The organism is Bacteroides sp. An19, from assembly GCF_002160215.1.
Lineage (GTDB): Bacteria > Bacteroidota > Bacteroidia > Bacteroidales > Bacteroidaceae > Phocaeicola > Phocaeicola intestinalis.
On the sequence record NZ_NFKD01000040.1, the window covers coordinates 1 to 15,932 of the forward strand.

Here is a 15,932-nt window from a genome sequence, read left to right on the forward strand (position 1 = left end):
CGAAGAAGTGCCAAGCTCGAATGAATATACGGGTAGGATACCAGATTCCTTATTCGCAGGCAAAGATTGATAACACGCACCTCAATCGCCTTAAACGGCGATTAGCTGCAAACCATTAGTTGCAATATGAAAAGAGTAATTATACTTTATATTTTATTCTTGCTTTCACCTTTTACTTTTGCACAAAACTATAAGGAAACTATTCAAACAGAGATTGATGCAATAAACAAAATGACTTTGAGAATTGCATACCTTGTTCCTTTAGATAGTTTAGGAAAAGTAATAGAGAATGAATATATGGAATTTGATCAAATCCATTCATACAAAATCTTAGATGATGGTCAGATAAAGAATGCAAATATATTGTTTACTATGTATTTCGATAGCGATAACAAAATCAGGAAAGTGTTTAAGCGATGGGCTGACGGGGGTACATTGCATAGTATGGCATATTATGATTCTAATGGGCGATTGATATATGGAGTATATAATAAAGGCTATGAAACCCACGGAAAGTTGTATGCTGACGCTCCGGGTTTTCATATAGAGCATTTTCCTGAAGAGAATGAATGTAATGACTGTTTTGAAGCATACCTATTCTTATCTACGAAATGTATGGAAGCTCAGTATAATATAATATTACAGAGCCCCCCGAATGCTAAAAGGACGAATTTTACGCCACAAGTTGGAGATAGTGCCATACTATGCAGTCCCTACATTTATTCTTTACCTGATGGAGAAAAAATTACCGAAGGGGAAGATGGCATAGCAGTTAGTTTTGGAATGCCTGTTGTTATAAGTAAAATAGTAAATACCTGGTGTAGAATAAATTCCATTTTTAATGCCCATATAGGTTATGTACCTATTCAAGACATTGAAATCATTAAGTAAATATAGTAAGCAACTAACAAGGTCGAGCCAACAGCTTAACGCTGTTCCTCACCAAACCATTATCAACAAAAACGGAATTTTAATCATGAAAGCGAAACTGAAAATAATAAAAGATTGGGAGTTTGGCGGAATTGAATTGTCTGGCACTTCTTTCAAATATAGTCCACTTGGCGGCAAAGGGATGATAGCTCGTAGCGAAGAGGAAATAGTATTCTCTGTTTATCATTCACAGCAAAAGTCGAAAGGAGTGCTATGGATAAAAGGAGATATTTCCCGATTTATCCCCAGTCCAAAGCCCCAAGAAGTGCAAGACATTTGGCAAGACCCCGTACTTTTATCTTGCAACAACGGAATATTATTTCTTTGTGGAACCAGCAAAACTCTTTGGTGGTTATCTGAAATAAATGGCGATTGGACTTCTATTTCTATGGATAACTGGTGTGCCGGAGGCATACCTATGCCAATAGCTGTTACCGGAGAGCATGGTGTATTTCCTATTGTATGTAGAGTAGATAGGGTTTTGGAAGCAACGAACAGTTTCACAACTTTGACTGTCAATTTTGCAACAAAGACTGCCCGTTGGTCTGACATTGGTTCTTGTGTGTATAGCAAAGCTGGAACTCGGCAAGCACATCTTGATTCGGTGACAAAAGCGAATGGAGATTTCTCCAAAGCAGTTTTCAATTATAACTATCCTCTGATAGGTTCTATGCAAGAACAGACTGGACATTTATATGCTTTTTTGGAAAGTAGCACAACTAATCCAGTAGGTTTGGCTGGAATGGGATATTATTGGTATATAGAGTTGGAGTTTAACGGTTTGTTTAAAAATAAATTGTGGGGTAAAGACAATTTAAGCCGTTTGCCCGGAAAACATGGGATGCGAGGTAAATTCTCTGGGGATAGAACTTGGCTAATTTTATCTTCCATTTTCAAAACAGATGAGTGGAAAGGCAAGCAAAAACTATTGCGCCTTTCTGATTGTACTTTGGTTGACCTCGTTATGCCTCGTGGATATAGTGCTTTCCGAGTGTTAGATGTTTGGAATAACCGGGCATTTATCTGTAATGAAGATACCAAGCTGGCTCTTTGTGAAATAATATGGGAGTAAGTAATTATAAATGTTGATAACAAGCCAAGTTAGCTGCTGAACGCAGCTCCTTGTCAAGCCATTAGAAACAATTATTGCGATGAAACATACAGAAGCCATAGCCTCATTGACAAGTAAAGGTTTGAATGAAATCAATCATTCAAACAAAGGGCATTTGTCCCTGCCCACAAGACGTGCGATACTTCAAGCCATCAATGAACCGTATGTCATTGGACGAATTAGCATTTTGTGTGCGTTGAAAGTATATCCGATATGGAATGAATTTTTCAAGAACGATACGGAAATTATCGGACTGATTAAGAAAACGGAGAAATACCTGCTGGGGCAAACGGGCAAAAAGGATTTATTGAAAGATGCCGACCATTTGGACGTGTTTGCCGATAATTACATGGAAGATAATATTACAGCTGCATTTGCAGCCAAAGTAGCTGTTCATGCCGCTTATGATGCCGGGGCGGGTGCAGACAGGGTTGTCAGTGATTATGATTCTGAAGAAGAAATAGAAGACCCTGACGAATGGGATACCGCTTTCCTCGCAAGTTTAGTATATAATGGTGGTATTGTCGATTTGGATTCTGTTGATGACAGGCGCAATAAAGAGTTCTGGAACTGGTATCTTACCGATTGCATCAAAACTGCCTGTGTAAATGACAGCCTGCCATATCCAGCCCCCGCAAACAAAGCAACATCACCTGCAAAATACATTCCTTATCGTACACAATTACGTCTTTGGAAAGAAGATGCGAAATGTTGTGCCTGTATAAATGGCATCAAGGAAGTTTTAGTAAAAATGGTGGCTTTTGCCCAATGGAGTAAATGCGATTTTTACTGTTATACCGTTGAAAGTACATCTCAACCTGAGATTTATTATTACAAGGGAAACGAGCCAGTCTGGTTTGGTCCTAATGGTATTAAAATTTTAATATATCTTTCAGGAAAAGTAGAAAAGCTTAAAGACCTGATGTATTCTTTATGTCCGCAAGAAGGGGCTTTCTATCTATGTAAAATAACAATATATAAAGACAATCATATGGATATAAGATTTGATTACGATACACGAGACGAAAAACAGAAAGAGGCATTCAACGATAGTGACTTTAGTGAGGATTTCAGTAAATATCCACGGGCGAAAGAGTTCATTCCTGATTGGTTGGCAGATATACTGAAAAGGAAAAGAATAAGTTTCTAATAAACTGGGATAACGGACTAACGTCGTTCCCCGCTTAACCATTAGCTATAATAAATAGGAGGCAAAAAATGATGAACGATTTAGAAGAAATTTGGGAACAGAGTTTTTCTCAGCTCGGGTATAAGTTGGATTTAGTTAAGCCCAACTATCAAGAAATGGAACATGATGATAGGATGATAGCATCTCTATATTGGTTGGAATTGGAGATGTATAATGGTGGTTTTGTTCAATTTTTCTGTAATTGGGGTTATGATGCTTATTTACTTGCAGTTGAAGGTTTAGAACAAATAGGAGCTATTAATACCAAGGAACTATTATTGAAAGCTTATTCTATCATTGAAAAGTTTGAAGATGATGAACGTCTTGAAGAATTATGGGACTTACCTGAATATCTTACCCAATCAGATGATGATGAGTTATCGAAAATAGATGAAGAGTATTGGCAAGATAAGGAACAAATTTCAAGGCTTATGCTTCTGAAGTTTCATCTTGATTCAATAAAGAATATAGATAACAAGGAAAGTTAACCCCTGAATGGTGTTCCTTTCCAAACCATTACCCACGTAGTAAAGATATGTTTAGAACACAAATTGAAATATTTACTTCTCGCAGTTTTGGAAGGATTCCAAGACTTCCCGAAGATGGTTACATGGTAGATGATGTGACAGAATCCGTAATTCAGCAAATAATCGAGGATAAACTTATAAAGAGAGTTCAAATAAGCGATTATATTCCTGATACGGTTCTTGAAAAGTTGAATCGCATATTTATATCACGTCCTGATATTTCTTTTCGTGTATATGGAGGGGCTGATAAAACTTCTGGATATGAGGATGATTTCAATGGTTGGAATCTGGATTTCCTACGATTTGTTCCTGATGTACAAAATATCGAAATAGGCAGATTTGAATATAAGAATACTGACTTATCGATTCTTTCACGTTTGTCAAATCTAAAATCGTTAATATTAGACATTTATAATTTAAGGGATTTTTCTTTTATCAAAACACTATCAAGCCGGTTGGAGCATTTGTATATAGATGCGGTTTTGAAGAATGGTAAACCTGTGTTTGATTGTCAATGGCTTTTGCGTTTCAAAAATCTCCAATCCCTCTTTCTCGGGAAATTAGATAAGAATCTTGAATCTATTGTAGGACTAAGTCAATTGAAAAAGTTGGAATTAAGGGCTGTCAAGAACAAGGATTTGTCTTTCTTAAAACAAACGCCTATTAATGACTTGTCCATTTGGTGGTGTGACGGTTCAAAAATAGACTTGACGGTTTTGAGTGATTTTAGGACTTTGCGCCAACTAAGACTTTTTAGAATATCTAAATTGGATGATATTTCATTTGTTAGTACACTCACGGGACTTGAAAGGCTTGAGTTGATTTGGTTGGCCAATATTACTAAGATACCAAACTTATCCAATCTAAACAATTTGACCGAAGTTTATATTGACGACCTAAACAAGTTGGTTGATATTACAAGTCTTGTAAATGCTAAAAAATTGAGAAAAGTATATATGTCAGGCATTAAAAGTATGACAAAAGAATCTGTATATGCAGTATTAGATAATCCAAATGTGGAAGAATTACGTTGTTTTGGCGGAAAATCAGAAATAAGTAATATACAAATAAATCGAAGAAACAAAGAATAAATTACGTGGGTAACAAGCACCTGTTCCGCCTAACGGCGGCAAGCTGCATCCCATTATCAACTAATTCTAATTATCAGCAGATTGATTAATTTCCTAGATTATTATAACAGTACAAAAAACAACCAATATATGAATAGACGAATAAAAAAAATATTAGAAAATATAACAGATAAAGAACCTGATACATTCGTAGAAGAAAATAAACAAAAATTAGAACTTTTTGCAAAGACTCCTCATATTATTAGATTAGACTATTTATCCATGCGATTTGTTGCTAGTTTCTACTTGCGAAAATGCTGTAAATTATTTTGGTATGACCCTAATGAAAATAATTTTTGTTCACTTTTAGACTATTTATTTTACTATTATTCAAGTTATATTGTTTATTTTTCAGACTCGAATCGTAAAAATGAATTAGTGAATCAAGTCGGACTAACATCTGTCTTTTTGGGGGTTTTGACTTTTTTCCCAAAAAAAGAATCCGATATTATGCTATGTATTTTAATTGAAAGAATAGAAGATACATTAAAGAGTGATTTTCCTTATGTGTATTATCAAGATACAATTTTACCAGAATCAATTGTCATGTATGATAAATATTACAATAAAAACAACAGCCACCTGTTAAATATTTATACAGAGAAGAGGCTTAACCCCATATATGCCCAATTAATAGATAATATTTGCACAGATGACACGACTATGTTTAACCAACTAATAGATGATATTTGTATCTACCATTTACGAAAATGTAATGATGGTAACTTCTCTAAAAATGAGTTTTACTTTACAGAATGGCAATTAATTCCCACGGAAATATTGGTATTACTACGATACCGTCATATTCAAGGGAAAAATATAAAGTTTATAACAAACGAACTGATTAAGAGGTTCATTCCGTTTTTAACCTTAAAATCATTTATGCTTTCTGAAGAAACTATTCAATTTAGAGAAAAACTTTATAATATATATATGGAAAAAGTAATGGCAGAATTGGAAAATGAAAATATAACAAAAATAATAAATCTATAGTTATATTTTATTATGTACGAGAAATTCTTAGAAAAGAACATCAATAGTATAAGGCAGACAGTTGATGATGCCTTTATCGCTAAATACTCCGATTTGTCTTATCCAAAACTGACTGCTTTATGGCAAGAAGTTAGGTTGGGCAGCTATTGTGAAGGATTGCTTAAAATCATAAATCCGTCAAGATTACCAAGATGTACTAAACTCTTGTTATATTATGGACTATGACAAATCGTTTCTTCCATTCATGTGTACGACTTTCGGTGATATCTTTGACTTATATAGATATAAGTACACAAACAATCGGCATGTTCAAAGATTTAGATAAATTTTGAGTTTGAAAAAAGTTGATAACAACGCAGGATAACGGCAAGCCGTTCCCTGCTGAACCATTAGCGAAAACAGAAACCAGTATGATACAGCAAATAGAAAAACTTAAAAAAATAATCAATCAAAACAGCATGGGGCATTTGCCTTTATCCTATCGTGTTGATTTGATGAAACAAATAGGCAACCCCCAGACAGTGCAAAAAGTGTTGTGTGAGTGCTGCAAAAAAGCTTGTTCCTGCTTTCCAGAAGAATTTGGAGCAGAAAGCCTGTTATACGATGTCTTGTCGGAAATGGACAGTTATCTGTACAAGAATAAAGGAACTACCGAAAGCATATTGGCCTCAATAGAACGGCTGCGCAATTATGTGGAACAATCCGCAGACAGTCCCGAAGGCATGGCAGGTTGGGCTATCATAGCTTTGGGATATGCAATCCATTACGATGCAGCTTCCATATTGTCAATAGAGGATTATGATGGTGAAGATGATGATGCTTTCGACTTTGAAAGTTGGAATGCGGATTTTATAGGCTCGATAGCTTGCTCTGGCAGCAATCCTTTCGTGGAAACAGGAGACGTAGAGAAACGTAAGGAGTACTGGCTGTGGTATGTAAAAATGGTATTGGAAGTTTCTCAAAATCCAAATGCCAAATACCAGTCATTGCCAGTATGCAAAAGAGTAACTCCTTTAATTGATATACCTGTTCGTCATCAATTAGATTTAGTAAAAACAAATAAAAGAATATCTTTTGATGATATTAGAGATGCTATTTTACTTCAAATACCCTCTGGAATGAAATGGGATTTTATAGATGTTTTATTTGTATCATGCACCAGCAGTATGTTAAATATACGCTTTTCTACTGGAGATAAGATAAAAATAGGGACGATGGCGACCATCAATATATGCAAGGAATTTAGATTAAAACGAAAAGAAATGTATATGTATTATCCAAAGGAAGGAGCTTGGTTCTCTCTAAAAATGGTCATTAACTCAAATAGTTCTTACAATTTGGATTTTAATTATGATAATTGGGATGAAATTCCAAGTTATTTCCAGGAATTAGATTGGATTTTGAGCTTTTACACCAAATTTCCACGAAGTATAGAATATACCCCTAAGTGGTTAAGGAAAATAGTTGGAAGTAGAAAGCTGTACTTGACTTAGTTTCTGTGAGTATATAAAATAATTTCGCTAACAACGCAGGATAACGGCAAGCCGTTCCCTGCTGAACCATTAGTCGCAATTAATTAAAAACAAAAGAATATGAGCAAGAAGAATATTACTTATTTCGGTGAAGTAGATAATAAGGAAGAGGACTATTTTGAAGGTCATGTAATGATTTGTAACAAGGATGTCGAATTGTGTTTGGATTTCTGTGCTTATGAAGGCAATCCCAAGGATTGGTCGGCAGAGCTGGAAGGCTATCTTTCCAACCTTCTTAAATACAAGACAGAAATAGATAAATTCATATTAAAGGATTATGAAGATGGTGGCACAACGAATGAATATGTCCGTTGGCATCTTGATGAATGGGAAGCTATTGATGACTTGTTACCAAATGCCGATTCGACAAAAACAAAGGAAGAACAGTTTCTATCCTTGCTGATTCAGAGAGTAGAAACTATTACTTTTTATCCCGGTGATAATCACTATGCTGTTTGGGATTACATGATTGATAGTGAAAATTCAGATGAAATAGTCGTAGTACATACTGACAATAAAGGAAAAATATTAGATATTACTTGTGAAAGTTAAATATGCGACTAACAAGCACCTATGCCACCTAACGGCGGCAAGCTGCATCCCATTAAATAGCGTACATATATGAATAATACAACAAAAGTAAGAATTGTATATAAAAGTAAATTCATTGGTAACAAAGGAAGATAACCCCAGAACGGGTGTTTTCCACCAAACCATTAATCAGTAAAATGAATATGAAGTATTTGAAGAAACTTAGTATATATTTTGTTATCATTCTTGCCATCGTTTTGGTATGTGGCTTCACGGTACTTGTAATTAAGGAAGTAGATAAGGGCACATTTTATGACTTAGCCACCTCGGAGGCATTGGCCTTTTGTTTGCAATTGGGGATGGCAGCATTTACTGCCCTCATTCCATACAGTTTGAGCATCGCAACTTTCTTGAGTTTTTGGGCAATGAACGATGAAAAATGGACAGGCTTTCTCCGAAATTGGGTAATCGGTCTGGTTCTTGTTTTGCCTCTATCGGCAATGACCTATTACTATGACTGGTTTATACGTCCCCAAACAATGGCTGCATCTGTTGATAAAATAATAGAAATAAAACAGACTTATCCCCAATCGTTGGCAGACAAGTTCAGCATCGACCCGGAAGAAATATTGCACAATATACCTATGGTAATGCCCAAAACGAAACTTATAGCCCAAACAGATTCTCTTGAAACATCTTTTTTAGCTGATATTGACACGTGCGGACTACTGCTTTCAATGCTACCGGACACTTTGGCATCGAAAGCCTATGACAGCTATCAGTTGGAAACAATGGGCGTTGCCTATCAATATGCCGCTCATCCCGCTGCCAGCGAAGACAGTCTGATGTTCATAGCTCATACGGAATTGTACCGACACGCCATCACCGCATGGGAAACCTCCACCGAACTGCAACGCCATCAAAAAGAATATTTCGGCAGAACTCTCAACACTATATGTATATACGTCGCGTATATCCTGTTCGCTTTCTTGGGGTATCTGCTGCGCTACAAACCGATAAAGAATATATTGATGGTATTCGCGGTACTGATTGCCGCCGCTTGGATTTGTCATGAAATAGGTTCTATTGTTCAGGAACATGCGAAGAAACTGAACGGGGTGTCCCGTCAAGTCGTGGACGATACTTATAAGGAGATAGAAGGAATAAGAGAAAAGGAAAGAAATGCTGATAACGATTCGCTGAATTGTTTTCATGACAATTTGGTATATAGAGATAATGGCGAATGCCCTACTCGGGAAAACTGTCATCAATGACACTTTTTTCGAGTAGGATTTATCGTGTTTCTCATTCTGTACTTGCTGGCGTGTTACTGGATATTTGGCTTGGAATCGTAAAACAAGGTGGAAAAAGGATGCATCATTATTTATTAAGCATGAGGAAATTATTGGAGAAATATTACAATATAAATTATTACTGCACTTATAAGCTACTGTTCTTCATTTTCATGAGGATGCTAAACCCTTTCTATTGGCTAAGTCTCTCAAAATGGGATAACCGCTACATAAAATACTTAGTTTCGAGTAGTAAGAAAGCAGAAGAAACCGGAATGGATAAAGGCATCTATCTTCCTTGCAGCAGTAGGGCACTTATCACCCCATTCATCATCATCTGTTGGATATTCAGTCTTGTCTGCCTTGCCTGCACCAAAATACTAAGGGTACAATTAGTGCGTATTATTTTGGAAAACGGCATCATTTTTTATTCATTGCTCGTAGTCTTCATGATATGCGGATATTATATCAATGAAATATTCTTATTCAAGAACGACAAATACGAGAAGTATTTCGCCAAGTTCGAGAAGGAGAAAAAGTATCTGCTCTATTACGGCATCCATGTCGTTTCCCTGATTGTCCAGTTCGCGACTTTCTATCTGTTGCTTATGGAAATAGTGGTATAATGCTTGCCATAAACACAATATTTCCCTACCGTGCGGCATTTCCGGCGGAAAGCGGAACAACCGGACAGGGGCAACCGGTTATCTTTACGGATTCATCAAACAATAAAAACATATCTCTTATGCAAACAAATTTCATCGAACAGTTGTCCGCCACCGCCCCGGCAGGCTTGGAACAGGCCACCGCCGCCCTGTGCGGAGAAGTGAGAGGGCTGCTGAATGCCCGTACCCCAAAGCGTTACCTCGCGCTGGAACCCTATGCGCGGGACACAAACCTATGCCACCACATCCTCGACCTGCTGACAGGAAAGCCCGCGCTGCCGGATGTGTCGGCTCCCGGATGCCGCCCGCTGCTGATGCTGCTCGCCCTGTCGGAAGACACGGAAGTTCAGAACCGGCTGCTGCACGGACTGGTGGAGCCTTGGCGGAAAGCCTGCCGCACGCCGGAGATGCTCTACCTGTGCGACGTGCTGTACCAGACCCGCATCCCCCGTCCCCTGTATAATATGTGCAACGAGGTGTGCGACTACTTTTTCGTGGAGCGGCGCAAGCAGGTGAGCCACCAGCCCACACCGCTCACCGAAGCGGAGCTGCAATATGCCGAGAAACGGCTGAAGCCCCTGTATGCCGCCGTGTTCCGGCTGAAGGTGAACCGCTACAGCTACCGCACGAACAGCGTGGAGGAACTGGCGGGGATGCTCTGCATGAGCGCATCGACCTTCCGCGAGAAATTCAGCAAGATATACCGCCAGTCCGCCAACAAATGGTTGCGGGAGCAACGCATCGGACAGATACGGCGGGACTTGAAATACCACTACGACCGCCCGCTCAGGGAGATAGCCGAGAAGAACGGTTTCGAGTCCGCCAACCGTTTCTGGGAATTCTGCACGGGACAGATGAAGCAAAGCCCCAGCGAGCTGCACAAGGAGCTGTACGACGAGCTGTGCGCGGAACGGCGGAAGTTCTATTTGGGGGAATGACGGCATTTCCGGCGAAAAACGGAACTGCCACATCCATGTACACCGCTATTTTTGCCGTTCATAACCGATAAAATAGTTTCAAATGGATGTATTTTACCTGTGCCCCTACCTGCTTTTACTGGAACAGGGGGATTGCGATACCGAAAGGCTGAATGAGGCAAGCGACGATTTCATACGCCACCTCAGCCATCTGCATGAGGAACACGGCAACCACACCTGCGTGTTCCTCCATCTCCAATACACGAAGTTCCGGCTGACCGTCCTGCGGGAACGCTACCACAACAACGGGCAGAGCCATCTGGTGTGCTACTGCCATGTGGTGGGAGCTATCATGTATGTGGAAAACACGATGGAACGAATGGAAAAAAGACGGACGGGTTCCGGAAACGGAGAAGCCCGTCCGCCCGGCGACGGGCCTCCCGTGCTGTGGACTGACGATGCCATCCATCTTATTGAACTGCTTTATGCCTGCCATGAACTGAAGCTGTTCAATGACGGTGAAATCACGCTCAAGCAAGTGGTGGAATATGTGTGCGGCGTGCTCGGCGTGGACGTGAAAAACGCTTCGAGCTACTATGCCCGGATGCGGCGTCGGAAAGGCGACGACCGCACCTATTTCATCGACCGGCTGCGCGAAGCCCTGCTGCGGAAAATGGATACGGACGACGAGAAGCAATACCGGCGAAACAAATAAGCCTATGCCTGTTTGTTCAGTTCCAGCAGGTGCTTCAGATTCGGGTCACTCCCGATACGTTCCAGTTCGTCGGCGACAATCTGCCGGGCTTCCTCCTTAATGCGGTTGTAGTTCTCCTGCACCATTTCCTTCATGCGGTCGATGCCGTCGGCATCCCTGAAGTCGGTGATGACCGGTATCTTCCGGTAGGTCTTTTCCTCTTCGGCGATTTTCTTGGCATCGACCACAATCTCACAATGGAAAATCTTCTGCTCGATTTTCTCTCCGAAGTTGTCCGCCACCGAACCGACAAACATGCCCTGCGTCAGCGAGGAAATCTTGCTCGGCGGGATAAGGCTGTCCATCTGGGTGGAGATGGAGGTGGACACATCGTTGCGGTTGATGGAGATGGACTGCCGTTTCTGGAGAATCTTGCCGAAGCGCTCGGAGAGCGTCTTGGCCGTCTCGCCCACCACCTGCCCGGAGAAGATGTTGCCGACGGTGTTGATGATGACCTTCGCCTCCTTGTCGGTATAGTCGCGGATGAGCTGCGAGAAGTCCTGAAAGCCCAGCAGCACGGCCACCTTGTTGCTACGCGCGGTGGCGATAAGGTTATCCAGCCCCTTGATGAACACGGTGGGCAGCTCGTCGATGATGATGGAGCTTTTCAGCCTGCCCTTCTTGTTCACCAGTTTGACGATGCGCGAGTTATACAGTCCGAGTGCAGCCCCGTAGATGGCCTGCCGGTCGGGGTTGTTGCCGATGCAGAGTACCTTCGGCTCGTCGGGATTGTTGATGTCGAGGGAGAACTCGTCGGCGGACATCACCCAATAGAGTGCCGGGGAAATCATGCGCGAGAGCGGTATCTTGGCCGAAGCAATCTGCCCCATGAGCTGGTCGGCAGCCCCGGCGAGCCATGCGTCGAGGAAAGGGCTGAGGTAGTTCTCCAGTTCGGGATAGGAGGACATGATGGGGAAAATCTGCTCGTAGGGCTTGTTCAGGAACTCGACCGCATGGGGGAAGGTGCAATACTTTCCGTTTTTGTAAATGCGTAAAAACCAAATAATTGCAGCAAATAAGATGGTGGGCGACTCGACGAAGAAGTCGCCCTGCTTGGCCGCCCAAGTCCGGTTGAGGTTGAGCATGATGTTGTAGGAACTCTCGTAGGCATCGGAGATATCGGTCATGAACTTCGGGTTGAGCGGGTTGCAGCGGTGGCTGCGCGAGGGGTCGTCGAAGTTGATGACATAGAACTTCGGCCTGACCTTGTAGCCGTCCAGATGGCGGAGCAGGTGGTTGTAGGCGATGGTACTCAAGTCCGGAAACTTGAAGTCGTAGATATAGGTGGCATAGCCCTTTTCAATCTGCTGTTTGATATAGGAATTGACCACGGCAAAGGATTTGCCGCTGCCCGGCGTGCCCAAGACAATGGAAGCACGGAAAGGGTTCACGACATTTATCCAGCCGTGCCACATCTTTTTCCTGTACCAGAAACGGGTGGGCAGATTGACGGAATACTCGTTCTCGATAAGCCGTGTCTCCTGCATGAAGGATTCGTTCTCGTTGTTGAACACATCCTCCATCAAGTTCTGCCGGAGCAGGCGGGACATCCATACCCCGGCGGCCAAGAGGCAGCCGTAGCCTGCGGATAAGGTGAGCAGATAGAAACCGGTACGCGCCGAAAGGGGCAGCGGCAGGGCAAGCAGCCACCAATTGAAGAAGAACAGCACGATACCGGCGGCAAGCGCCGCCCAGATATGCGGCCACTTAATCTTTTCCTCTTTCACGCCTTTTGTCCCCAAGCAGGAGAGCGCGAGGAACACAAGGGCGAACAGCTTTGTCCAAAGAATGGACGAGAACAGCCCGGTCGTCCGCTGGAAATTAAGCAGTATCCTGTCCACCACCCCGATGTCGATGTTCCATTCCTTCATCGAGGGGTAGCAGAACCAATATACATTGACTATGACGAACAATACGCTGAGGGCACGCATAAAGTCCATGACCTTGGCCAGCCCTCTCAAATCATCTTCCTGTGACATAAGTTATACTTGTTTTAACGGTGATTGAAATTCGGTTGAATGTTATCCGGGCTGCATTCAGTCCTGCCGCCCGTACCTGCGGCGGCGTTTCTTCTTGTCCGGCTTGTGCAGGCGCGGATAGCGCGGCACGGCACCGGTTCCCGGCTCAATGACGGACAACAGCCCTCCCAGCACCTTACCGTCCGTACCGGTTTCCGGCTCAGGCGTTGCCACGTGGGGCTGTACTTTGCAGACCGGTTCGGATTGCGGGTTGAAACGCGCTTCCAGCATATTGGCGGAGAACTCCTTGCCGAGCCGGGAACCGTTGAGCACGGTACGGCTCGTGTGGTCGATGAAGGTTACCCCGTAAATCCTGCCGGATTCATTGCGGCGTAGCACCAAATCCACGTTCATGGCAGCCAGACGGCGGCGGAAATCCGCCTCGTCCCTTGCCTTCAGTAATGCCCCGGCCAACGGAGGGCGCAGCCGCTCGCGGCAACCGTCCGCCCTGATGCGCGAGGCTGACCACTCCATGCGCCGTTGCAAGCCCTCCGCACCCGCCATCCTGCCCAGCCTTGCCGACTTGATGGGGGTCGCCACCTTGTTCCCGTCCGCATCCAATGCCGTATAGACAATGCCGTGATAGGCGCGTCCGCCCGCTTCGCCCCTGACTTCCTCCATGCCTATGTTATATAAGGAGAGCAATGCCCGGAACTCGCCCATCGACTGGAAGCGGTAGAGCTTGAGCAACGGCTTGACGGTATCAGCTATCTGCCGGCGTATGTCGCCCTTCGCCGCATCCACCGGGCGGAGCTTCCATTCCTCCGCCTTCTTCTGTCCCTCTGCCGGATGCAGCCTGTACTTCTGTTCCAACTGCTCGGTTATTTCCTTGCTCCGGCGGTGCTCGAAGCGGTCGGAAATTTTCCTGCCCCCGCTGTCCACGCGCAGGGACACGATGTGGATGTGGTGGCGGTCGATGTCCTCGTGCTTAAAAATCAGGAAAGGCTGGTTGCCGTAGCCCAACTTCTCCATGTACTCCCTGCCGATGGCGGCAAGCTGCCCGTCGGTCAATACATCGTCGGGATGCGGATTGAGCGAGATGTGGATGACCGGCTTCTCGGTGCGGTAGTGCGAGGGAAGCCATGCCGTGAAAGCCTCCATCGTTTCGCCCATGCGGAAACGCCCGTCCTCCGGGTACGGGAGCAGGTTGGCATCCAATATCTTCGCGTGCCCTTCCTCTACCTTCGTCTGGTTGTAGGCCAACGCGCCATACAAGTCCTTACCCGTGCTGATTTTCGCCACCATGCCTTTTGAGTTCTTCTGAAAGTCCGACAATGCGGCGGCTGAGCGCCACCAGTTCGAGGGTCAGCTTCTCCAGTTTATAGAGCAAGGCCAACGCTTTTTTCTCGGTAAAATGCACGTGCAGTTCCTTGACCGCCTGGTTGTAGTTCACCCCGACGGCGCGGTACTGCTGGTACAGGGCGGTGAGCCTGGCCACATACTCCATCGTGCCCCGGTCGGTGCGTATGACCCGGAAGCTGTCGCCGAAGATGCGCGCGGCGATGAACTTCGACTTGGACGAAAGACCGGACTGCTCGTAAAGGGTGAGGAACCGGGCGTGCTGCGCGGCGTCGAGATTGACGGTCTCGCGGTGGAAGGCGGGCGCGGACTTGGGTGTCCGTCCGCCTTTCCTTCTTTTCGGGTGTTGCTGTTGTTCATTCATGCTTGCTGTCATTAAAAGGTGAAACCTGCCCGTCCGTGGCCGTGCCGCCGTTATGCCCCATCCCTACAATTTGCGACTTCGGAGCCAAATTGCGCCCCCTGCAAGGGCAAGCGTTTTTTGCGGCAGAAGCGGATGCGTGCTGCAAAAAACACAGCTTGCTATGTTCTGGCGAACATACGTTTTCCCCACCGGTGGAGAAAAGCGCTTTCGGGGAAAGCGGACGATAACCAGACGGAAAGCCTCCGACCACGCCAACGGATTCATGCTGCAAAGGTAGGAAGCGGAGCCGTTTGCAGCACAACACCCCGACCAGCCACATTATGCCATAGGGGAGCCACTTTGCCCGGAGGATAATTCCGACGGTAGCCAGCACCTCCGTTGCAACGTTGGGACAGCCGACTGACCAGCCAGCCCGACATCCAACCGTACCGACAACCGGGCGGTTGCAGAACCGGACAACCCGTCAAGCGGCTAATGACACAAACAGCCATCCAGCCATATCAGCCACCGGTGCATCAGCCATTCCACCCGGCAATCATACGGATGTCCAACGGACTATCCGGACAATCAGATGTATGACCAACCAGCCAGCCACTCCACGCCAAAGCCGAGCCACTCGCGCCCCGAAGCGTGAAATCCTTTTCCACCGTTCCCGTTTCTCTTTTCCTTTGCCGCATCAT

The 15,932-nt window shown here is 44.0% G+C and carries 17 protein-coding genes; 12 read left to right on the top strand and 5 right to left on the bottom strand.

All coding sequences use genetic code 11. The annotated features are described in order from the left end of the window. The first annotated feature begins 126 nt into the window (after positions 1 to 126). From B5F25_RS13780 to B5F25_RS13840, 12 genes are all read left to right on the top strand, one after another. Positions 127 to 891: a hypothetical protein gene (locus B5F25_RS13780; RefSeq protein ID WP_018709299.1), complete on the top strand. Its 765-nt coding sequence runs from the start codon at positions 127 to 129 to the stop codon at positions 889 to 891. 85 nt (positions 892 to 976) lie between these two features. Next, positions 977 to 2,002, top strand: coding sequence for a hypothetical protein (locus B5F25_RS13785; RefSeq protein WP_087250235.1), 1,026 nt, complete (start codon positions 977 to 979; stop codon positions 2,000 to 2,002). A gap of 79 nt (positions 2,003 to 2,081) precedes the next feature. Continuing rightward, positions 2,082 to 3,191 (top strand): Imm5 family immunity protein, encoded by a 1,110-nt coding sequence (locus B5F25_RS13790; RefSeq protein ID WP_087250194.1) that lies wholly within the window; start codon positions 2,082 to 2,084, stop codon positions 3,189 to 3,191. A 68-nt stretch (positions 3,192 to 3,259) separates the two neighbouring features. Further along, positions 3,260 to 3,718 (top strand): DUF4375 domain-containing protein, encoded by a 459-nt coding sequence (locus B5F25_RS13795; RefSeq protein ID WP_087250196.1) that lies wholly within the window; start codon positions 3,260 to 3,262, stop codon positions 3,716 to 3,718. Between the two features lie 47 nt (positions 3,719 to 3,765). Further along, positions 3,766 to 4,848: a hypothetical protein gene (locus B5F25_RS13800; RefSeq protein ID WP_087250198.1), complete on the top strand. Its 1,083-nt coding sequence runs from the start codon at positions 3,766 to 3,768 to the stop codon at positions 4,846 to 4,848. Between the two features lie 129 nt (positions 4,849 to 4,977). Then, on the top strand, positions 4,978 to 5,880 hold the full coding sequence (locus B5F25_RS13805) for a hypothetical protein (protein WP_087250200.1): 903 nt from the start codon (positions 4,978 to 4,980) through the stop codon (positions 5,878 to 5,880). A 410-nt stretch (positions 5,881 to 6,290) separates the two neighbouring features. Beyond that, positions 6,291 to 7,373 (top strand): Imm5 family immunity protein, encoded by a 1,083-nt coding sequence (locus tag B5F25_RS13815; RefSeq protein WP_087250238.1) that lies wholly within the window; start codon positions 6,291 to 6,293, stop codon positions 7,371 to 7,373. A 99-nt stretch (positions 7,374 to 7,472) separates the two neighbouring features. After that, entirely contained in the window at positions 7,473 to 7,964 is a 492-nt protein-coding gene (locus B5F25_RS13820; protein ID WP_087213691.1) for a DUF2004 domain-containing protein, read from the top strand. Positions 7,965 to 8,146: 182 nt separating this feature from the next. Then, on the top strand, positions 8,147 to 9,217 hold the full coding sequence (locus tag B5F25_RS13825) for a hypothetical protein (protein WP_241148414.1): 1,071 nt from the start codon (positions 8,147 to 8,149) through the stop codon (positions 9,215 to 9,217). Positions 9,218 to 9,336: 119 nt separating this feature from the next. Further along, positions 9,337 to 9,861 (top strand): hypothetical protein, encoded by a 525-nt coding sequence (locus tag B5F25_RS13830; RefSeq protein WP_087250240.1) that lies wholly within the window; start codon positions 9,337 to 9,339, stop codon positions 9,859 to 9,861. Positions 9,862 to 9,980: 119 nt separating this feature from the next. Continuing rightward, on the top strand, positions 9,981 to 10,838 hold the full coding sequence (locus B5F25_RS13835; RefSeq protein WP_087250242.1) for a helix-turn-helix transcriptional regulator: 858 nt from the start codon (positions 9,981 to 9,983) through the stop codon (positions 10,836 to 10,838). Between the two features lie 82 nt (positions 10,839 to 10,920). Next, positions 10,921 to 11,532: an RteC domain-containing protein gene (locus B5F25_RS13840; RefSeq protein WP_087250202.1), complete on the top strand. Its 612-nt coding sequence runs from the start codon at positions 10,921 to 10,923 to the stop codon at positions 11,530 to 11,532. A 2-nt stretch (positions 11,533 to 11,534) separates the two neighbouring features. On the opposite strand, the gene mobC is transcribed toward B5F25_RS13840, so the two are convergent. The 5 genes from mobC to B5F25_RS21845 form a co-directional block, all read right to left on the bottom strand. Further along, positions 11,535 to 13,550 carry a conjugal transfer protein MobC gene (mobC, locus tag B5F25_RS13845; RefSeq protein WP_087210210.1) on the bottom strand — a complete coding sequence of 672 codons (2,016 nt, stop codon included), beginning with the start codon at positions 13,548 to 13,550 and terminating at the stop codon, positions 11,535 to 11,537. Between the two features lie 57 nt (positions 13,551 to 13,607). Beyond that, a complete protein-coding gene (gene mobB / locus B5F25_RS13850; protein WP_087250204.1) occupies positions 13,608 to 14,834 on the bottom strand; it encodes a conjugal transfer protein MobB in 1,227 nt (408 codons plus the stop codon). Next, positions 14,809 to 15,252, bottom strand: a complete 444-nt coding sequence (gene mobA, locus B5F25_RS13855; RefSeq protein WP_087250206.1) for a conjugal transfer protein MobA — start codon at positions 15,250 to 15,252, stop codon at positions 14,809 to 14,811. The genes mobB and mobA overlap by 26 nt, the downstream gene beginning before the upstream one ends. After that, positions 15,245 to 15,625: a hypothetical protein gene (locus B5F25_RS13860; protein ID WP_140406947.1), complete on the bottom strand. Its 381-nt coding sequence runs from the start codon at positions 15,623 to 15,625 to the stop codon at positions 15,245 to 15,247. The genes mobA and B5F25_RS13860 overlap by 8 nt, the downstream gene beginning before the upstream one ends. Before the next feature lie 142 nt (positions 15,626 to 15,767). After that, positions 15,768 to 15,932 carry a hypothetical protein gene (locus B5F25_RS21845; protein ID WP_158098077.1) on the bottom strand — a complete coding sequence of 55 codons (165 nt, stop codon included), beginning with the start codon at positions 15,930 to 15,932 and terminating at the stop codon, positions 15,768 to 15,770.